This is a genomic window from Actinomadura sp. 21ATH, assembly GCF_041951345.1.
GTDB lineage: Bacteria > Actinomycetota > Actinomycetes > Streptosporangiales > Streptosporangiaceae > Spirillospora.
In genome coordinates this window covers 200,135-216,591 of sequence record NZ_JBGNUR010000005.1, presented here as the reverse complement: position 1 = coordinate 216,591, position 16,457 = coordinate 200,135, and the positions used below count along the sequence as shown (strand labels likewise).

Sequence of the window (16,457 nt, the reverse complement as noted above, 5' to 3'; positions counted from 1 at the left end):
GTGACCGGCGGGTCGCCCGGCGTCCGGCCGATCGTTACAGTGGGCTGATGCCGGAAACACAGCCCCGCCGGTTGCCTCGGGGGCGCCATGCGCTGGCGCGCGAGGAGGTCCGGCGCATCCAGCGCTCGCGGTTGTGCGCGGCGATGGCCGAGGTCATGGCCGAGAAGGGGTACGTGGCCACGTCGGTGGCGGACGTGCTCCAGCGCGCGGTGGTGTCGCGGCAGAGCTTCTACGAGCTGTTCGACTCCAAGCTCGACTGCTTCATGGCCGCGTTCGACTGCGCGGGCGAGCTGCTGCTGGAGCGGCTGGCCGGGGACGTCGGCGACGCGCCGAAGGTCGGGGACGTCATCGCCGGGGCGGCGCCGGGCGACCGGCTGGAGCTGGCCGAGCGGGCGATCACCGCGTACCTGGCGGCGCTGGCCGCCGAGCTGCCGTACGCGCGGCTGTTCCTGGTGGAGGTGTACGCGGCCGGGCCGGAGGCGATCCGGCGGCGCGGCGCGATCCAGGAGGTGATCACCGAGGCGCTGGCCGGGCTGGTCGGCGGCGGGGACGAGGCGGCCCGCTTCGCCTGCCGGGTGATCGTGGCGGCGACGAGCGCGATGGTGACGCCGGCGGTGGCCGAGAACGACGCGGACGCGCTGCGGGCGCTCGGGCCGCCGCTGATCGAGCACGTCCGGCGGCTCTGGGACGCCGGCATCCTCAGCGGTTCCTGACACCGCCGCGGGCGGCGGGCGGCCGCGGGCCTATTGACCCGTCAAATGAACGGTCTTTTAATTCCCGTATGGGCCGCATCGCGGGCGTGACCGCCGCCGAGACGCGCGAGCGGCTGCTGCGCGCGGCCGCCCACGCGTTCGCCCGGCGCGGGTACGACGGGACGCGCGTGGCCGACATCGCGGCCGCGGCGGGCGTGAGCAACGGCGCGCTGTACGCCCACTTCGGCTCCAAGGGCGAGCTGCTGGTGGCGGCGCTGCGCGCGCACGGGCGGCGGATGCTGGCCGACCTGCTCGCCGCCGAGCCGGACCGGCCGATCACCGAGCTGCTGCTGGTCGTCGGCCGCCTGCTGCCGCGCCGCCGGGACGCCGGCGGCCACCTCGTCGTGGAGGCGCTGGTCGCGGCCCGGCGGGACGAGGACGTGGCCGGCCCGACGCGCGACTACATGGGGGAGCGCGCGGCCTGGATGGCCGGGCTCGTGGAGGCCGCCCAGCGGGGCGGCGAGCTGGACCCGGCGCTGTCCCCGGACGCGGTCGCCCATTTCTGCTTCCTGCTGGCGATGGGCAGCGCGCTGGTCACCCCCGACATGCACGCGGTCGGCGAGGAGGAGTGGGCCGCGCTGCTGGCCCGCGTCGTGGAGGCGCTGGCCCCGGCCGGCCCTCCGGTACGGACGGGAGGAACGCCGTGAAGGTGCGGATCGACACCGGGCGCTGCCAGGGCCACGGCCGCTGCTACGACCTGGCGCCCGAGCTGTTCGGCGAGGACGAGGAGGGCTACGGGACCGTCCTGGGCGGCGGGACCGTCCCGCCGGGCGGGGAGGACGGCGCGCGCAGGGCGGAGGCCAACTGCCCGGAACGCGCCGTCGACGTCCTCAAGGAAGGGCAGGAGGGGTGAGATGACCGCCGACGAGCGCTTCGTCCGGGACTTCCGCGAGATGCAGGAGGGCCGGCCGGACGGGACCCGCAACGAGATCGTCACCGGCCCGGTCGCGGACTGGGCGACCGACTTCTCCCACCTGGAGGAGGAGTGGGCGGCCGACCCGTACCCGATCCAGGACGACCTGCGCGAGCGCTGCCCGATCGCGCGCACCGGCCGGTTCGGCGGCGGCTGGCTGCCCACCCGGTACGAGGACGTCGCGGCGATCGCCTACGACACCGACCGGTTCAGCTCGCGGTCGATCATCATGAGCAACTTCCGGCCGCCGCGCGAGGTGGCCCCGGTCGGCGGCGTCCCGCCGATCTCGTCCGACCCGCCGTTCCACCGCGACGCGCGCAGGATCCTGCTGCCGGCGTTCACGAAGTCGGCGGTGGGGCGGCTGGAGCCGGCGACCCGGGCGTTCTGCCACTCGCTGGCCGACGGCTTCGCGGGCCGGGACGTGGTCGACGCGGCCCGCGACTACGCCCAGCACATCCCGATGCGCGTCATCGCCGACATGCTGGGCTTCCCGCCGGAGGACGGGCCGCGCTTCCGGGAGTTCGTGGAGAACGCGCTCGAAGGGATCAACCGGCCGCCCGAGGAGCGGATGGAGCGCATGGCGCTGCTGTTCGACTACCTCCTCGCGCAGATCCGCGACCATGTCGCCGAGCCGCGCGACGACCTCACCACGTACCTGATCAACGCCGAGCTCTACGGCCGCAAGCTGGAGCCGTCCCACGTCGCGGGCACGATGGCGCTGCTGCTCATCGCGGGCATCGACACGACGTGGAGCGCGATCGGCGCGTCGCTGTGGCATCTGGCCCGGACGCCCGCCGACCGGGAGCGCCTGGTCGCCGAGCCCGGCCTGCTGCCGACCGCGATGGAGGAGTTCCTGCGCGCCTACGCGCCCGTCACGATGGCGCGGCTGGTCAAGGAGGACATGACCTGGAACGGCGTGGAGATGAAGGCCGACGACTGGGTGCTGCTGTCGTTCCCGGCGGCCAACCGCGACCCGGCGCAGTTCGAGCGGGCCGGGGAGGTCGTCATCGACCGCGAGGTGAACCGGCACGCGGCGTTCGGCCTCGGCATCCACCGCTGCGTCGGCTCCCATCTCGCGCGGATGGAGCTGCGCGTCGCGCTGGAGGTCTGGCTGGAGCGGTACCCCTCGTTCACGCTGGACGACCCGGCCGCGGTGACGTGGGCGGCGGGCCAGGTCCGCGGGCCGCGCACGCTCCCGCTCCGGGTCGGCTGAGCGCGGGGCCGGCGGCGCCCGCCTACACTTGCCGCATGCCCAAGCGCGCGCCGGAACGGGTGATGCGGGTCGTGCTCACCCGCGACCTCATCGTGCACACCGCCGTCGGCCTGATCGAGCGCGAGGGCCCGCAGGCGCTGTCGATGCGCGCGGTGGCCGCCGAGCTGGGCGTGACGGCGATGGCGATGTACAACCACGTGCCCAACAAGGACGCGCTGGTCAGGGGCATCGCCGAGTACGTGATGAGCACCCTCGAACTGCCCGCGGCCGAGCCTGCGGACTGGCGCTCGGGGGCGCGCGACCTGGTGCGGGCCTTCCGCCGGACCGCCGAGGAGTACCCGCGCTGCATGTCGCTGGTGGTGGCGAGCAAGAGCGGGATCCCGGTGGGGCTGCGCGCGATCGAGCGCGCCCTCTCCCTGTGCGCCCGGGCGGGCCTGGACGGGCCCGCCTCGGTCCGCGTGATGCGCGCGCTGATGGCGTACACGCTGGGCTTCCAGCTGCGCGAGGCCGGCCTCAGCAAGCTGCTGCGCGAGCCGGACGCCGGCCCGGCCGGCGCTGACGCGCTGACGCGGCCGGACCCCGAGGGCGACTTCGAGTTCGGCCTCGACCTGTTCCTGTCCTCGGTGGAGGAGATGGGGCGCCGCGCGACCTGAGCCGGCCGCCGGCGCTCAGGAGCCCGCCGGCCCGGCCGCGCGGGGGAGCCGGTCCAGCGCGGACAGCAGCATCTCCAGCCCGCACTCGAAGTCCGCCTCGTGGTCGTCCCGGACCAGCTCGTCGGCCAGGGCGACGACGTGGGGCAGCTCGCCGAGGTCCACCGCCGGCAGCGTCCCGGTGACGTCGGGCGGCAGGCCGTGCGGCATCCGGAGGGCGCCGCCCGCCATCATCTGGGCGCCCATCACGTACGACATGAGCGCCCGCAGCGCGCGCACCGACGTCGCCGGGTCGAACCCGGCGGCCTCGAACAGCGCCAGCGCCCGGTCCGCCGTGCGCCGGCCGAACATCTGGCCGCTCCGGCCGGTCAGCACCAGGTGCATGCTGCGCGGGTGGCGGTGCGCGGTGGCGCGGAACGCCGCGACCATGGCGCGGGCGTTGAGCTTCCAGTCCCGGCCGGGGTTGGCGTCGGCCTCGGGGACGTCCAGCCCGGCGAGGACGTGCTCGGCCACGGCCTCCAGCAGCGCGTCCTTGTTGGGCACGTGGTTGTAGAGCGACATCACCCCGACGTCGAGCTCGGCGGCGATCTTGCGCATGGACAGCGCCCGGGCGCCGTCCCGCTCGATGATCGCGATGGACGTGCGGACGATCCGGTCGCGCGTCAGGGGCCGCCGTTCGACGCGGCCGGCCGGGGTCTTCGCCACGCGTAGAGCGTATCGGCCCTTGACAGCGGAGGGTGATGCGGCGCACATTGCCTTAGAAGGAAATTCTAGAAGCTCCTTCTAAGTCTGTTCCGAGTCTGTTTCGTCCAGGGTGGGAGGGAACGACATGTCCGCGCTCGCCGATGGAAGAGTCGTCATCGTGACCGGCGCGGCCCGCGGCATCGGCCGCGAGCACGCGCTGGCGTTCGCCCGGCACGGGGCCAGGGTGGTCGTCAACGATCTGGGCGCCGAGGTGGACGGCACCGGCTCCTCGGCCGGCCCCGCCGGGGAGGTCGTGGAGGAGATCCGGGCGATGGGCGGCGAGGCCGTCGCCGACGGCACCGACGTCTCCGACTTCGACGCGGCCCGGCGGATGGTGGAGTCGGCCGTCGAGCGCTTCGGCGACCTCCACGTGCTCGTCAACAACGCCGGCATCCTGCGCGACCGGATGCTCGTCAACATGACCGAGGACGAGTGGGACGACGTCGTCCGCGTCCACCTGCGGGGCACGTTCGCGCCGCTCCGGCACGCCGCCGCGTACTGGCGGGAACGGCACAAGGCCGGCCACGGCGTGGACGCCCGGGTCATCAACACCAGCTCATCCTCCGGCATCTACGGCAATCCCGGCCAGGGCAACTACGGGGCCGCCAAGGCCGGGATCGCCTCCCTCACCGTCATCGCGGCCCGCGAGCTGCGCAGGTACGGCGTGACCGTGAACGCGGTGGCGCCGGCGGCGCTGACCCGGATGACCGAGGGGCTGGTCGCCGGGCGCGAGCGGCCGGCGGGCTTCGACCAGGCCGACCCCGGCAACATCGCGCCGCTGGTGGTGTGGCTGGCGAGCCCGGAGGCCCGCGACGTCACCGGCCGGGTCTTCAACGTCCGCGGCGGCGCGATCAGCGTGGCGGAGGGCTGGCGGGCCGGGCCCTCGGCCGACAAGGGCGCCCGCTGGGAGCCGCACGAGCTGGGCGAGGTCGTGCCCGCCCTGCTGGCGAAGGCCCGCCCGAACGTCCTGACCGACGGGGTGACCCCGGAGGAGCCGAAGTGACCCTCGACCACTCCCTCGTCGGCGTTCCGTCCGAGCCCGCGCTGCGCGAATGGACGTCCGCCGACACCCTGCTGTACGCGCTCGCGGTGGGCGCGGGGCTGGGCGACCCCTCCCGCGAGCTGGCGTTCACCACCGAGAACTCGGCGGGCGTGCCGCAGCGCGTGCTGCCGACCTTCGCCATGCTTGCGGCGCGCGCCGCCGCCCGCCGCAGGCTGGGCGACTTCGACCCGGCGATGCTCGTCCACGCCGAGCAGTCGTTCGAGCTGCACCGGCCGCTGCCGCCGGCCGGCTCGGTGCGCGTCACCACCACCGTGACCGGGATCCACGACAAGGGGAGCGGCGCGCTCGTCGTCACCGAGACCGCCGCCGCCGATCCCGGCACCGGCGAGCCGGTGGTGGACGCGCGCAGCTCGGCGTTCATCCGCGGCGAGGGCGGCTTCGGCGGCGGCCGGGGGCCGCGCGACGACTGGCGCCGCCCCGACCGGAAGCCGGACCACGTGGTCACCTGTCCCACCCGGCCCGAGCAGGCGCTGATCTACCGGCTCACCGGGGACCGCAACCCGCTGCACTCCGACCCGTCCTTCGCCGCCCGCGCCGGGTTCGACCGGCCCATCCTGCACGGCCTGTGCACGTACGGCGTGACCGGCCGGGCCCTCCTGCACGCCGCCGCCGGCTCCGACCCGGCACGGTTCGCCGCGATGTCGGGCCGGTTCAGCAGCCCGGTGTACCCGGGCGAGGAACTGACCGTCGCGATGTGGCAGGACGGCGAGACGGTCCTCTTCCAGACGGCGAAGGCCGACGGCACCGTCGTGATCGACCGCGGCCGCGCCCGCGTCCGCCCCTCCTCCTGACCCTCCCGCGCGAACGGAGCGACGACCATGGTGGACTTCTCCCTCACCGACGAGGAACGGCAGATCCGCGACACCGTGCGCGCGTTCGTCGAGCGCGAGGTGATGCCGCTCGAACCGGACGTGCTGCGCAGCGAGCGCGCCGGCGGTCCCGGCCTGGACCCGGACGTGCTGCGCGAGCTGCGCGCCAAGGCCCGCCGGGCCGGGTTCTGGGGCGTGAACACGCCCGAGGAGTACGGCGGCATGAACCTCGGCGCGGTCATGTCGGCGATCCTGGCGATGGAGACGGGGCGCACGTTCGTCCCGTTCAGCTTCGGCGGCTCGGCCGACAACATCCTGTACGCCGGGAACGACGAGCAGAAGCGCCGCTACCTGGTCCCCACGATCGAGGGCGAGCGGCGGTCCTGCTTCGCCATCACCGAGCCGGGCGCCGGGTCGGACGCCCGCAACATCCGGACGCGCGCCGTCCGGGACGGCGGCGACTGGGTGATCAACGGCGAGAAGACGTTCATCACCGGCGGCAACGAGGCCGACTTCGTCATGGTGTTCGCGGTGACCGACCCGGACAGGGGCGCGGACGGCGGCGTGACCTGCTTCCTCGCCGACCGCGACATGGGCTGGAAGTCCGAGCCGATCCCGACGATGGGCCAGTGGGGGCCGGCCGCGCTGGTCTTCGAGGACGTCCGCGTCCCGGACGGGAACGTGCTGGGCGAGGTCGGCAAGGGGTTCGAGCTGGCGATGCGGTGGATCGGCCAGGGCCGCTTCATGATCCCGGCCCGCGCGATCGGCTCCGCCGAGCGGATGCTCCAGATGGCCGTCGACTACGCCCGCATCCGCACATCGATGGGCCATCCGATCGCCGAGTACCAGGCGATCCAGTGGATGATCGCCGACTCCCAGGTGGAGATCGAGGCGGCCAAGTGGCTCACCCTGCACGCGGCCTGGCAGGTCCAGCAGGGGCGGGACGCGCGGCACGCCTCGTCCATCGCCAAGCTGCACGGCGCCGTGATGGCCAACCAGGTCGTCGACCGCGTCCTGCAGATCCACGGCGGCATGGGCTACACCAAGGAGCTGCCGATCGAACGCTGGTACCGCGAGCTGCGGCTGCTGCGGATCTTCGAGGGCACCGACGAGATCCAGCGCCGCACCATCGCCCGCAACCTCATCAAGGGCCATGTGCGGCTCGGCGGGATCGGCGAATGAGCGCGGGCCGCGCCCGCCGTGCCAGGGGCCGGCGGGCGGCGATCGTCGGGGTCGCCGAGTCCGACATCGGGAAGACGCCGCACCTGACCGTCCTGTCCCAGCAGGCGCTTGCCGCCCGGGACGCGCTGGCCGAGGCCGGGCTGGGCCGCGGCGACGTGGACGCGCTGTTCACCGCCGGGGCCTGGGGCTGGGCGCCGACGATGACGCTCGCCGAGTACCTGGGCATCCAGCCGCGGTACACCGACTCCACCAACATCGGCGGCTCGTCGTTCGAGGCGCACGCCGGCCACGCCGCCGCGGCGATCGAGGCGGGGCTGATCGATGTCGCGCTGATCACCTACGGCAGCACGCAGCGCACCCAGCGGTCCCGCGGCCGGCCGCGGCCCGCCGACCTGACCGCGCAGTTCGAGGCGCCGTTCGGGCTGCCGCAGCCCGTCGGGGCGTACGCGCTGGCGGCGATGCGGCACATGCACGAGTACGGCACCACGCCCGAGCAGCTCGCCGAGGTCGCCGTCGCCGCCCGCGAGTGGGCCCGGCTCAACCCGCGCGCCCCGTACCGCGACCCGCTCACCGTCCAGGACGTCCTCGGCTCGCCGATGATCTGCGAGCCGCTGCGCAAGCTGGACTGCTGCCTGGTCACCGACGGCGGCGGCGCGGTCGTGATCGCCGCCGAGGACCGGTTCGCGGACGTGGCCACCGTCCCGGTCGAGGTGCTCGGCCACGGCGAGACCCACACCCACGCCACCATCTCCAACATGCCGGACCTGACCGTGACCGGCGCCGCGCGGTCGGGCCCGGCGGCCCTGGAGATGGCCGGGGTGGGCCTGGACGACATCGACGTGGCGGAGATCTACGACTCGTTCACCATCACCGTGCTGCTCACCCTGGAGTCGCTCGGCTTCTGCAAGCCCGGCGAGGCCGGCGACTTCGTGTCCGGCGGCCGCACCGCGCCCGGCGGCGCGCTCCCGATGAACACCAACGGCGGCGGGCTGTCGTACACCCATCCCGGCATGTACGGGATCTTCCTGCTCATCGAGGCGACCCGGCAGCTGCGCGGCGAGTGCGGCGACCGCCAGGTGCCGGGAGCCGAACTCGCCCTGGTGCACGGCACCGGCGGCGTGCTGTCGTCCACGTCCACCGTCATCCTCGGGAGGCACCGGTGACGATCCGGCCCGTACCCGACGCCGACACCGCCCCGTACTGGGACGGCCTGGCCGCCGGGGAGCTGCGGCTGCAGCGCTGCGGCGGCTGCGGCCGCACGGTCTTCTACCCGCGGGCGGTGTGCCCGCACTGCTTCGGAACCGACCTGTCCTGGCAGGCCGCCTCCGGCCTCGGGACGATCTACTCGTTCACCGTCGCGCACCGCGCCTTCGGCGACTTCGCCGGCCAGGTCCCGTTCACGGTCGCGCTGGTCGACCTGGACGAGGGCGTCCGGATGATGACCCGGATCACCGGCCCGGACCGGCCGGCGATCGGCGACCGCGTCCGCCTCGCCGTCACCGCGGTCGCCGACGACCTGCGCCTGCCGTACTTCACCCGTACCGGCGAGGGCGGGACCGGATGACGCGGCTGCGCGGGCTGTTCGAGCCGGCCTCCATCGCCCTGGTGGGCGCGACCGACAAGTCCGGCTGGTCACGCAGCACGTTCGCCAACCTGCGCAGGCACGGGTTCGCCGGGCGCGTCCACCTGGTGAACCCGCGCGGCGGGACGGTGCACGGCGAGCCGGCCCACAAGTGCCTGTCCGACATCCCCGAACCGGTCGACCTCGCGTACGTCATGGTCCCGACCGCGGCCGTCGCCGCCGTGCTGGAGGAGGGCGCGGGCCGCGGGATCCGCAACTACGTCGTGCTCACCGCCGGGTTCGGCGAGACGGGCGAGGAGGGCCGGCGGCGCGAGGAGGAGATCGCCGCGCTCGCCCGCCGCCACGGGCTGACCGTGCTCGGCCCCAACGGCAACGGCTACATCAACACCGCCGCGGGCGCGACGCCGTACGGGCTGCCCATCCCGGAGCCGCTCGTCGCGGGCTCGGTCGGGGTGGTGCTGCAGAGCGGCGCGCTGGCCACGTCGGTGCTGGCGTACGCCCAGGCCCGCAACGTGGGCGTCAGCCTGCTGACGGCCATGGGCAACGAGACGGACGTGGCCGTGACCGACGTGATCGACCACCTGGTGGACGACCCCGCCACCCGGGTGATCGCGCTGTTCCTGGAGTCGGTGCGGCGGCCCGCCGAGTTCGGCCGGGTGGCGCGGCGGGCGCTGGAGGCGGGCAAGCCGATCGTGGCGCTGAAGATCGGGCGCAGCGCGGTCGCCTCGCGCGCCGCGCGGGCGCACACCGGAGCGCTGGTGGGCGACGACGCCGTGGTGGACGCGGTGTTCCGGCGGCTCGGCGTCCTCCGGGTCGGCTCGCTGGAGGACCTGATCGTCACCGCCGGGCTGCTCGCCGCGACCGGCCCGCTGCCCGGGCCGCGGCTCGGGGTGGTCACGCCCTCCGGCGGCGCCTGCGAGATCATCGCCGACCGCGCCGAGGAGGAGGGCCTGCGGCTCCCGCCGCTGGCGCCCTCGACCGTGGCGCGGCTGGCGGAGATCCTGCCCGCCTTCGCGACCCCGCAGAACCCCCTGGACGTGACCGGGTACGTCGTCGTCGACCGCACGCTCCTCGGCCGCGCGATGGAGATCGTGGCGGCGGACCCCGGTATCGACGCGGTCGTCGGCCTCGCCGACCTGCCGCGCTCGGCGCCGCCGGACCCGGCGCCGCTGCTGCGGCTGTACGAGGAGAACGCCCGCCGCATCGCCGCGTTCCCGCTGCCGACCGTGCTGATGAGCAACGTGCCGCTGGACGTCACCGCGTTCGGCCGCACCGTCCAGGAGACCACCGGGTACCCGCACGTGGTGGGCGGCATCGAGCACGGGATGCGGGCGCTCGGGGCGGCCGTGGCCTGGTCGCGGCACCGGTCCCGCGCGCTCGCGGAACCGCCGCCCGCCGCGCCGCCCGTACCCGCCGTGCCGGGCGGGCCCGGCGAGCCCGGCGGCGTCTGGGACGAGCACCGCGCCGCGCGGCTGCTGGCGGCCAACGGCGTCCCGGTCGTTCCGGGCACGCTCGCGGCCGGCGCGGAGGCCGCCGTCGCGGCCGCGGAACGGCACGGCTACCCGGCGGTCCTCAAGCTCGCGGCCGACGGGCTCGCGCACAAGAGCGACATCGGCGGCGTCCGGCTCGGCCTGCGCTCGGCCGCCGAGGTGCGCGCGGCGCACGCGGAGCTGCTCGCCGCCGCCGCGGAGGCCGGGATCGGCCCGGCCGCGACGCTCGTCCAGCCGCAGCGCGAGGCGGGGATCGAGCTGCTCGTCGGGGTGGTCCGCGACCCGGCCTGGGGCCTGGTGCTCGCGGTCGCGCTCGGCGGCGTCTGGGTGGAGGTGCTGAACGACTCCGTCCTCCGGCCGCTGCCCGCGGCCGCCCCGGAGATCCGGCGGGCGCTGGAGGAGCTGCGCGGCGCGGCCGTGCTGCGGGGCGCGCGCGGCGGCGAGCCGGCCGACCTGGACGCGGTCGCGGAGGCGGTCGCCGGGGTGGGCCGGCTGGCCGTCGGCCTGGGGGACCGGCTGGAGTCCCTGGAGATCAACCCGCTGCTCGTCCGCGGCTCCCGCGTCGAGGCCCTGGACGCGCTGGTGACCTGGCGGGGCTGACACCCGCCGCGGCCGGGCCGGCGGGTGTCAGGAGAGGTGGTCGGCGGCCCGGTCGTACATGGCGAGCGCCAGCTCGACGGCGCTGTCGACGACCGCGTCGAGGTCGTCGCCGAGCCGGCCGTCGGCCCACCGCTGGGCCAGCTCGGTCATCGCGCCGGTGAACATGGTGGCCGCGATGACCAGCGGGAGCCGCGGGCTCTCCACCCGGCTCATCGCGAGGACCCCGTCCAGGAGGGCGGTCTGCGCGGCGCGGCGGCGCTCGGCCAGCACCTCGTTGCCGCGCGCCTCGGCGAACAGGACGCGGCCCCGGCGGGGGTCGTCGCTGATGAACCTCAGCACGGCGCGGACGCCGGCGCGGGTGCGGGCGTCCGGGCGCGGCCCGGCCTCCTCCAGCGCGCGGGCCAGGACCTCGCCCAGCGTGGTCGCCGCCTGGTCGTGGACGGCCGCGAGCAGCTCCCCGGTGTCGGCGAAGCTCTCGTAGAAGTAGCGGGTGTGCAGCGCGGCCTCGCGGCACACGGCGCGGACCGTCAGCGCGGACTCGCCCTCGTCCCCGAACAGCCGGTACGCGGCCCGGACGAGCATGTCGCGCCGCTCGTCCCGGCGCCGGGACGCGGGGACCCCCGCCCACCGGGTCGGGGCCGGACGCGCGCTCACCATGGCCGCCACCCTACCCATCGCACCGCCCCAAGTCTGGACACGCCCGTACCCAGATGCCTACTCTGGACACAGCCGTAGCCAGAACGGGAGTGCCGGAATGCCATCGAGAACCCACGTCCTCGCGTCCCGCTTCGAGCGGGCCTTCGACGCCGAGATCCGCTCCAGGTTCTTCAAGGGCCTGGACTTCGCGGGCCCGGAGGGCGACCCGGGATGGTTCGGTCCCGGCAGCGCGGTCTGGTACGTCCACTCGCACCTGCCCACCCTCGTCCTCGGGCTCGTCGGCGCCGCCTACATCGAGGGGCTCGACCCGAGCATCAGCTGGATGGGCTACGACCACTCCCGGCTGGCCGAACGCGTCGACGGCGTCCCCACGGGCAACGTCGACCCCGAGGGCGGCGCGGTCCGGCTCGCGCACTCGATCTCGTTCTTCATCGGCACCGCCTACGGCTCCACCGAGACCGCCGAGCGGCTGGCGCGCACCGTGCGCGCCATGCACCACACGGTCAAGGGCACCCGGCCGGACGGGCTGCCGTACGACGCCGACGACCCCGAATGGCTGCGCTGGAACTACGCCACCGTCGTCTGGGGGCTCGCGACCGCGCACGAGCGCTACCACCGCCGCCCGCTGCGCGGCGCCGGCCTCGACCGCTACTACGGCGAGTTCGTCCGGGTCGGTGAGGCCCTGGGCGGGACGGACCTGCCCGCCACCAAGGCGGAGGTCGCCGACTGCCTGGAGTCGTACCTGCCGCGGCTGGCGCTGACGCCCATCAAGGCGTTCGCCACCGGCCCGAACCTGCGCGGCAGCAAGAGCCGCCCGTGGGAGCCGGGCAGCGCGTTCATGGATTGGGCGGCCCGCGACATGCTCCCGAAGTGGGCGCAGCGGCTGGCCCTCTACCAGCCGCCGAACCCGGTGACGCTGCGCCTGCGCCGCACCTCCCTGTGGGTGGTGCTCAACGCGCTGCACGACAGCGCGGGCCCGCTGCCCGAGTACCGGCAGGCCGAGGCCCGCGTCGCGGCGGGCACCCGGTCCGCTCCGGTCGCCTCGACCGCGCCCGCCGCCCCGGACCCGGTCCTGACGCGCCGCGAGGTGGAGGACGCGGACCTGCTCACGGCGGGGGACCCGGCATGACCGGCACCGGCCCGGACGCCCGCGGCGCGATCCCCGGTGCGGCCCCCGGGCGCGGCTCGCTCGTCTGGCGGTACGCGGGGGACTGGCGGGGCGGCCTCGGCAGCCGCGCGATCCTGCTCCTCCAGGTGGCCCACCCCGTCGTCGGCGCGGGCGTGGCCGACCACTCGGACTTCCTGGAGGACCGCTGGGGACGCCTCCTGCGCACCATGGAGTCCACGTTCGACTTCCTCGGCTACCGGGGCGAGGAGCGCGGCCGGCTGGAGGCGGCCCGGCTGCGCGAGATCCACAAGGACATCAAGGGCGTGGACGCGCAGGGCCGCCGTTACCACGCGCTCAACCCCGAGGCGTACCTCTGGGTGCACGCCACCCTGCTGCACGGCATGGTCCACACGCAGCGGCTCTTCGGCACGCCCATCCCGCCCGGCAGGGAACGGGCCCTGTACGACGAGTGGGTGGAGCTGGCGCTGGCGCTGGGCATCACCGAGCGCCACATCCCCGCGGACCCCGCCGCGTTCCGGGACTACTTCGACACGATGGTGGAGGAGCGGCTGGAGGACAACGCCACCGTCCGGCTGCTCATCGGCCTGGACAGGGAGCCGCTGCCGCCCCCGCCGCGCTGGCCGCTGCCCCGGCTCGCCTGGACGGGCGCCATGGCGCCGCCGGCGGCGGTGCTGCGCCGGATCGGCATCGGCTTCCTGCCGCCCGTGCTGCGGGAGCGGTTCGGCCTGCCGTGGACGGCCGCCGACGAGCACGGCTTCCGGCTGTTCTCCCGCGCGATGCGGACGGCCGACGGCGCGCTGGTCGATCCGCTGCGCCTGACGCCGATCGCGGCCCGCGCGCTGTGGCGGGCCCGGCGCGAACGCCGGGCCGCGCCTCAGGAGGTGCCGGCCCGCACCGTGTAGAACCTCAGGCGGACCGCGGGCCGCTCCTCGCCGAGGGCGAGCACGAGCGAGCCGACCACCGGGGTGTCGTTGAGGTACGCCCACGGCCCCTCGGGCGCCTCGACGCGGATCGCGGTCAGCCCGAGGGGAGCGCCGTCGTGGGCGGCCACCGTCCCCCGGTTGGTGATGGTCAGGACGGTCCCGTCGGTGAGCCGTACGGGGTAGGTCGCGCTGACCGTCCCGGTGCCGTCGCCGCGCTGGAGGCTCCAGTCGGCGCCGCCGGGGACCACCGTGCCCTCCAGCAGCCCGCTGACGGTGCCGCCGGTGATGGGGATGATGCGCCGCCGGCCTCCGGGGACCGGCCCGGCGTCGATGGGCTCGCCGATCTCGACGCGGAGTTCGGCGAGCGGTTCGAGGACGAGCGGCGGGTGGCTCACGGCGCTCCCCGGTTCAGGCGTAGTGGCGGTAGATGGGCCGGGCGACGCAGGCGGGCTTGCCGGCGCCCTCGATCTCGACGGTGAAGTCGCAGGCCATCTGGACGCCGTCGCCGGCCACGTCGGTGACCTCGGCGACGCTCGCGGCGAGCCGGATCTTCGCGCCGACCTTGACGGGGCTGGGGAAGCGGACCTTCTCCAGGCCGTAGTTGATGCTCATCTTCATGCCGCGGATGGCCAGCAGGTCGTTGAACAGCGGGATGACCAGCGACAGGGTGAGGTACCCGTGGGCGATGGTGCCGCCGAACGGGCCGTCCTTGGCCTTCTCGGCGTCGGTGTGGATCCACTGGTGGTCGTCGGTGGCGTCGGCGAAGGTGTTCACCCGGTCCTGGGTGATCTCCAGCCACTCGCTGTGGCCGAGGTCCTTGCCGGCCAGGGCCCTGATCTCGTCCAGGCCGGTCACGGTGATCATTCGTTCTCCTTCGTGGGGGTGAGGCCGAGCAGCCGGGCGGCGTTGTCCTTGAGGATCTTCGGCCGGACCTCGGGCTTGATCTCCAGCTTCTCGAAGTCGGCCAGCCACCGGTCGGGGGTGATGACGGGGTAGTCCGAGCCGAACAGCACCTTGTCCTTGAGCAGGCTGTTGGCGTACCGGACGAGCTGGGGCGGGAAGTACTTGGGCGACCAGCCCGACAGGTCGATGTAGACGTACGGCTTGTGGTTGGCGACGGCGAGGGCCTCGTCCTGCCAGGGGAAGGACGGGTGCGCCAGGATGATCCGCAGCTCGGGGAAGTCCACCGCGACGTCGTCGATCAGCATCGGGTTGGAGTACTTCAGCCGGATGCCGCCGCCGCCGGGAACGCCCGCGCCGATGCCGGTCTGGCCGGTGTGGAACAGCGCCGGGACGCCCAGCTCCTCGATCGCCTCGTACAGCGGGTAGGCCATCGGGTCGTTGGGCGCGAAGCCCTGGATGCTGGGGTGGAACTTGAACCCCCGCACCCCGTGCTCCTCGACCAGGCGGCGGGCCTCGCGCACGCCCGCCCGGCCCTTGTACGGGTCGATGCTGGCGAACGGGATCAGCACGTCGGGGTGCGCGGCGCAGCCCTCGGCGACCTCCTCGTTGGCGATGCGCGGCCAGCCGGTGGCGTGCTCGGCGTCCACGGTGAACACCACCGCCGCCATCTTCCGCTCCCGGTAGTAGGCGGCCATCTCCTCGATCGAGGGCTGCCGGTGCCCGTGCGCCTTGAAGTATTCCTCCGAGGCGCCGAACAGCTCCGGGCTCAGCGACAGGTGGCCGTCCTTGCTGATCTCCGAGTGGGTGTGGACGTCGATGGCGACCAGGTCGTCCAGGTTCATGGCTACTTCTCCGGGATCTTGGGGGCGGGGATGCCGTAGGTCTCGGGCTCGGCGCCCACGCCGGTGGCCCACTGCTCGGCGATCGCGTCCGCGCTCCAGCCGCCCTCGGCGAAGGCCACCGCCTTCTCGGCCGGGTGCGACCACAGCGCCAGCCGGTCGCCGCCGATCCCGATCGCCTGCCCGGTGATGCCCTTGGAGGCGTCGGAGGCCAGGAACGTGATCACGCCGGCGACGTCCTCGGGGGTGCCCAGGCCCTCGTCCTTGCGCAGCCAGTCGGGGAACGGCTTCCCGGTCCGCTCGGACTCCTCGATCACCGGCGCGAACGCCGGGATCGTCTTGGTCATCTCGGTCGCCGCGACCGGCACCACCGCGTTCACGGTGATCTCGGCGCGGGCCAGCTCCATCGCCCAGGTCCGCGCCATCGCCACGATCCCGGCCTTGGCGGCGGCGTAGTTGGTCTGCCCGAAGTTGCCGCGCTGCCCGGCCGGGGAGGAGATCAGCACGATCCGGCCGCCGGTGCCCTGCTCGCGCATCCGCACCGCCGCCGCCCGCGCGCAGGTGAACGTGCCGCGCAGGTGGACCCGGACCACGTCGTCGAAGTCCTCGTCGGACATCTTCCACAGCACCCGGTCGCGCAGGATGCCCGCGTTGGTGACCATGACGTCCAGCCGGCCGAACTCCTCGACCGCCGCCGTCACCAGCTTCTCGGCCGACTCGGTGTCGCCGACCGCGGCCACCACGCCGGCCGCCCGGCCGCCCGCACCGGTGATCTTCTCCACCGCCGCGTCGACCGTCTCCCGGTCGACGTCGTTGACCACCACGGCGGCGCCCGCGGCGGCGAGCGCCTCGGCGTAGGCGAGGCCCAGCCCCCGCCCGCTCCCGGTGACGATCGCGACCTTGCCCGTCAGCTCCATGAACCCACCCATCCGGCTAATTAACAGGAATCCTGGCAATCGCAGTGTGCTGGAGTGACAGGTTTCCTGTCAATGCGCGGGTGCTCTAGCC

General features: G+C 74.4%; 19 protein-coding genes. 13 read left to right on the top strand and 6 right to left on the bottom strand.

The annotated features are described in order from the left end of the window. Positions 1 to 47 precede the first annotated feature (47 nt). From ACA361_RS18190 to ACA361_RS18170, 5 genes are all read left to right on the top strand, one after another. On the top strand, positions 48 to 713 hold the full coding sequence (locus tag ACA361_RS18190; protein WP_375013193.1) for a TetR/AcrR family transcriptional regulator: 666 nt from the start codon (positions 48 to 50) through the stop codon (positions 711 to 713). A gap of 68 nt (positions 714 to 781) precedes the next feature. Continuing rightward, a complete protein-coding gene (locus ACA361_RS18185; protein WP_375013192.1) occupies positions 782 to 1,399 on the top strand; it encodes a TetR family transcriptional regulator in 618 nt (205 codons plus the stop codon). Beyond that, the gene (locus tag ACA361_RS18180) at positions 1,396 to 1,605 is read left to right on the top strand and encodes a ferredoxin (protein WP_375013191.1); all 210 of its coding nucleotides are present in this window, start codon (positions 1,396 to 1,398) and stop codon (positions 1,603 to 1,605) included. The genes ACA361_RS18185 and ACA361_RS18180 overlap by 4 nt, the downstream gene beginning before the upstream one ends. Before the next feature lies 1 nt (position 1,606). Further along, a complete protein-coding gene (locus tag ACA361_RS18175) occupies positions 1,607 to 2,878 on the top strand; it encodes a cytochrome P450 (protein WP_375013190.1) in 1,272 nt (423 codons plus the stop codon). A gap of 35 nt (positions 2,879 to 2,913) precedes the next feature. After that, the gene (locus ACA361_RS18170; protein WP_375013189.1) at positions 2,914 to 3,531 is read left to right on the top strand and encodes a TetR/AcrR family transcriptional regulator; all 618 of its coding nucleotides are present in this window, start codon (positions 2,914 to 2,916) and stop codon (positions 3,529 to 3,531) included. A gap of 15 nt (positions 3,532 to 3,546) precedes the next feature. Here ACA361_RS18170 and ACA361_RS18165 read toward each other — a convergent pair whose 3' ends face one another. Next, a complete protein-coding gene (locus ACA361_RS18165) occupies positions 3,547 to 4,233 on the bottom strand; it encodes a TetR/AcrR family transcriptional regulator (RefSeq protein ID WP_375013188.1) in 687 nt (228 codons plus the stop codon). A gap of 124 nt (positions 4,234 to 4,357) precedes the next feature. Here ACA361_RS18165 and ACA361_RS18160 point away from each other — a divergent pair, with 124 nt between their 5' ends. Genes ACA361_RS18160 through ACA361_RS18135 form a run of 6 tightly spaced genes read left to right on the top strand, consistent with a single transcriptional unit; the run spans position 4,358 to position 10,998 of the window. Continuing rightward, on the top strand, positions 4,358 to 5,275 hold the full coding sequence (locus ACA361_RS18160) for an SDR family oxidoreductase (RefSeq protein ID WP_375013187.1): 918 nt from the start codon (positions 4,358 to 4,360) through the stop codon (positions 5,273 to 5,275). Continuing rightward, entirely contained in the window at positions 5,272 to 6,126 is an 855-nt protein-coding gene (locus ACA361_RS18155) for a MaoC/PaaZ C-terminal domain-containing protein (protein WP_375013186.1), read from the top strand. The genes ACA361_RS18160 and ACA361_RS18155 overlap by 4 nt, the downstream gene beginning before the upstream one ends. Before the next feature lie 27 nt (positions 6,127 to 6,153). Continuing rightward, on the top strand, positions 6,154 to 7,326 hold the full coding sequence (locus ACA361_RS18150; protein WP_375013185.1) for an acyl-CoA dehydrogenase family protein: 1,173 nt from the start codon (positions 6,154 to 6,156) through the stop codon (positions 7,324 to 7,326). Beyond that, positions 7,323 to 8,489 (top strand): acetyl-CoA acetyltransferase, encoded by a 1,167-nt coding sequence (locus tag ACA361_RS18145; protein WP_375013184.1) that lies wholly within the window; start codon positions 7,323 to 7,325, stop codon positions 8,487 to 8,489. Before ACA361_RS18150 ends, ACA361_RS18145 begins: the two co-directional genes overlap by 4 nt. Further along, positions 8,486 to 8,890, top strand: coding sequence for a Zn-ribbon domain-containing OB-fold protein (locus tag ACA361_RS18140; protein WP_375013183.1), 405 nt, complete (start codon positions 8,486 to 8,488; stop codon positions 8,888 to 8,890). The genes ACA361_RS18145 and ACA361_RS18140 overlap by 4 nt, the downstream gene beginning before the upstream one ends. Then, the gene (locus tag ACA361_RS18135) at positions 8,887 to 10,998 is read left to right on the top strand and encodes an acetate--CoA ligase family protein (RefSeq protein ID WP_375013182.1); all 2,112 of its coding nucleotides are present in this window, start codon (positions 8,887 to 8,889) and stop codon (positions 10,996 to 10,998) included. The genes ACA361_RS18140 and ACA361_RS18135 overlap by 4 nt, the downstream gene beginning before the upstream one ends. Positions 10,999 to 11,025: 27 nt before the next feature. Here ACA361_RS18135 and ACA361_RS18130 read toward each other — a convergent pair whose 3' ends face one another. Then, a complete protein-coding gene (locus tag ACA361_RS18130) occupies positions 11,026 to 11,655 on the bottom strand; it encodes a TetR/AcrR family transcriptional regulator (protein WP_375013181.1) in 630 nt (209 codons plus the stop codon). Positions 11,656 to 11,752: 97 nt separating this feature from the next. Here ACA361_RS18130 and ACA361_RS18125 point away from each other — a divergent pair, with 97 nt between their 5' ends. Continuing rightward, on the top strand, positions 11,753 to 12,784 hold the full coding sequence (locus ACA361_RS18125; protein ID WP_375013180.1) for an oxygenase MpaB family protein: 1,032 nt from the start codon (positions 11,753 to 11,755) through the stop codon (positions 12,782 to 12,784). Continuing rightward, positions 12,781 to 13,686, top strand: coding sequence for an oxygenase MpaB family protein (locus tag ACA361_RS18120; RefSeq protein WP_375013179.1), 906 nt, complete (start codon positions 12,781 to 12,783; stop codon positions 13,684 to 13,686). Before ACA361_RS18125 ends, ACA361_RS18120 begins: the two co-directional genes overlap by 4 nt. Here ACA361_RS18120 and ACA361_RS18115 read toward each other — a convergent pair. Genes ACA361_RS18115 through ACA361_RS18100 form a run of 4 tightly spaced genes read right to left on the bottom strand, consistent with a single transcriptional unit; the run spans position 13,659 to position 16,378 of the window. After that, positions 13,659 to 14,102 carry a DUF3237 domain-containing protein gene (locus ACA361_RS18115; RefSeq protein WP_375013178.1) on the bottom strand — a complete coding sequence of 148 codons (444 nt, stop codon included), beginning with the start codon at positions 14,100 to 14,102 and terminating at the stop codon, positions 13,659 to 13,661. The two genes, ACA361_RS18120 and ACA361_RS18115, sit on opposite strands and share 28 nt — an antisense overlap. 13 nt (positions 14,103 to 14,115) lie before the next feature. Continuing rightward, complete coding sequence (locus ACA361_RS18110; protein WP_375013177.1) at positions 14,116 to 14,571, bottom strand: MaoC family dehydratase; 456 nt, start codon at positions 14,569 to 14,571, stop codon at positions 14,116 to 14,118. After that, positions 14,568 to 15,452 (bottom strand): amidohydrolase family protein, encoded by an 885-nt coding sequence (locus tag ACA361_RS18105; RefSeq protein WP_375013176.1) that lies wholly within the window; start codon positions 15,450 to 15,452, stop codon positions 14,568 to 14,570. Before ACA361_RS18105 ends, ACA361_RS18110 begins: the two co-directional genes overlap by 4 nt. 2 nt (positions 15,453 to 15,454) lie before the next feature. Beyond that, positions 15,455 to 16,378 (bottom strand): SDR family oxidoreductase, encoded by a 924-nt coding sequence (locus ACA361_RS18100; protein ID WP_375013175.1) that lies wholly within the window; start codon positions 16,376 to 16,378, stop codon positions 15,455 to 15,457. Between the last annotated feature and the right edge of the window lie 79 nt (positions 16,379 to 16,457).

Bases quoted from the DNA above. Each gene is read 5' to 3' on its own strand.
- ACA361_RS18150 (WP_375013185.1), top strand. From the start codon at position 6,154: ATGGTGGACTTCTCCCTCACCGACGAGGAACGGCAGATCCGCGACACC.
- ACA361_RS18175 (WP_375013190.1), top strand. From the start codon at position 1,607: ATGACCGCCGACGAGCGCTTCGTCCGGGACTTCCGCGAGATGCAGGAG.
- ACA361_RS18135 (WP_375013182.1), top strand. From the start codon at position 8,887: ATGACGCGGCTGCGCGGGCTGTTCGAGCCGGCCTCCATCGCCCTGGTG.
- ACA361_RS18170 (WP_375013189.1), top strand. From the start codon at position 2,914: ATGCCCAAGCGCGCGCCGGAACGGGTGATGCGGGTCGTGCTCACCCGC.
- ACA361_RS18185 (WP_375013192.1), top strand. From the start codon at position 782: ATGGGCCGCATCGCGGGCGTGACCGCCGCCGAGACGCGCGAGCGGCTG.
- ACA361_RS18105 (WP_375013176.1), bottom strand. From the start codon at position 15,452: ATGAACCTGGACGACCTGGTCGCCATCGACGTCCACACCCACTCGGAG.
- ACA361_RS18130 (WP_375013181.1), bottom strand. From the start codon at position 11,655: ATGGTGAGCGCGCGTCCGGCCCCGACCCGGTGGGCGGGGGTCCCCGCG.
- ACA361_RS18120 (WP_375013179.1), top strand. From the start codon at position 12,781: ATGACCGGCACCGGCCCGGACGCCCGCGGCGCGATCCCCGGTGCGGCC.
- ACA361_RS18110 (WP_375013177.1), bottom strand. From the start codon at position 14,571: ATGATCACCGTGACCGGCCTGGACGAGATCAGGGCCCTGGCCGGCAAG.
- ACA361_RS18190 (WP_375013193.1), top strand. From the start codon at position 48: ATGCCGGAAACACAGCCCCGCCGGTTGCCTCGGGGGCGCCATGCGCTG.
- ACA361_RS18100 (WP_375013175.1), bottom strand. From the start codon at position 16,378: ATGGGTGGGTTCATGGAGCTGACGGGCAAGGTCGCGATCGTCACCGGG.
- ACA361_RS18145 (WP_375013184.1), top strand. From the start codon at position 7,323: ATGAGCGCGGGCCGCGCCCGCCGTGCCAGGGGCCGGCGGGCGGCGATC.
- ACA361_RS18160 (WP_375013187.1), top strand. From the start codon at position 4,358: ATGTCCGCGCTCGCCGATGGAAGAGTCGTCATCGTGACCGGCGCGGCC.
- ACA361_RS18125 (WP_375013180.1), top strand. From the start codon at position 11,753: ATGCCATCGAGAACCCACGTCCTCGCGTCCCGCTTCGAGCGGGCCTTC.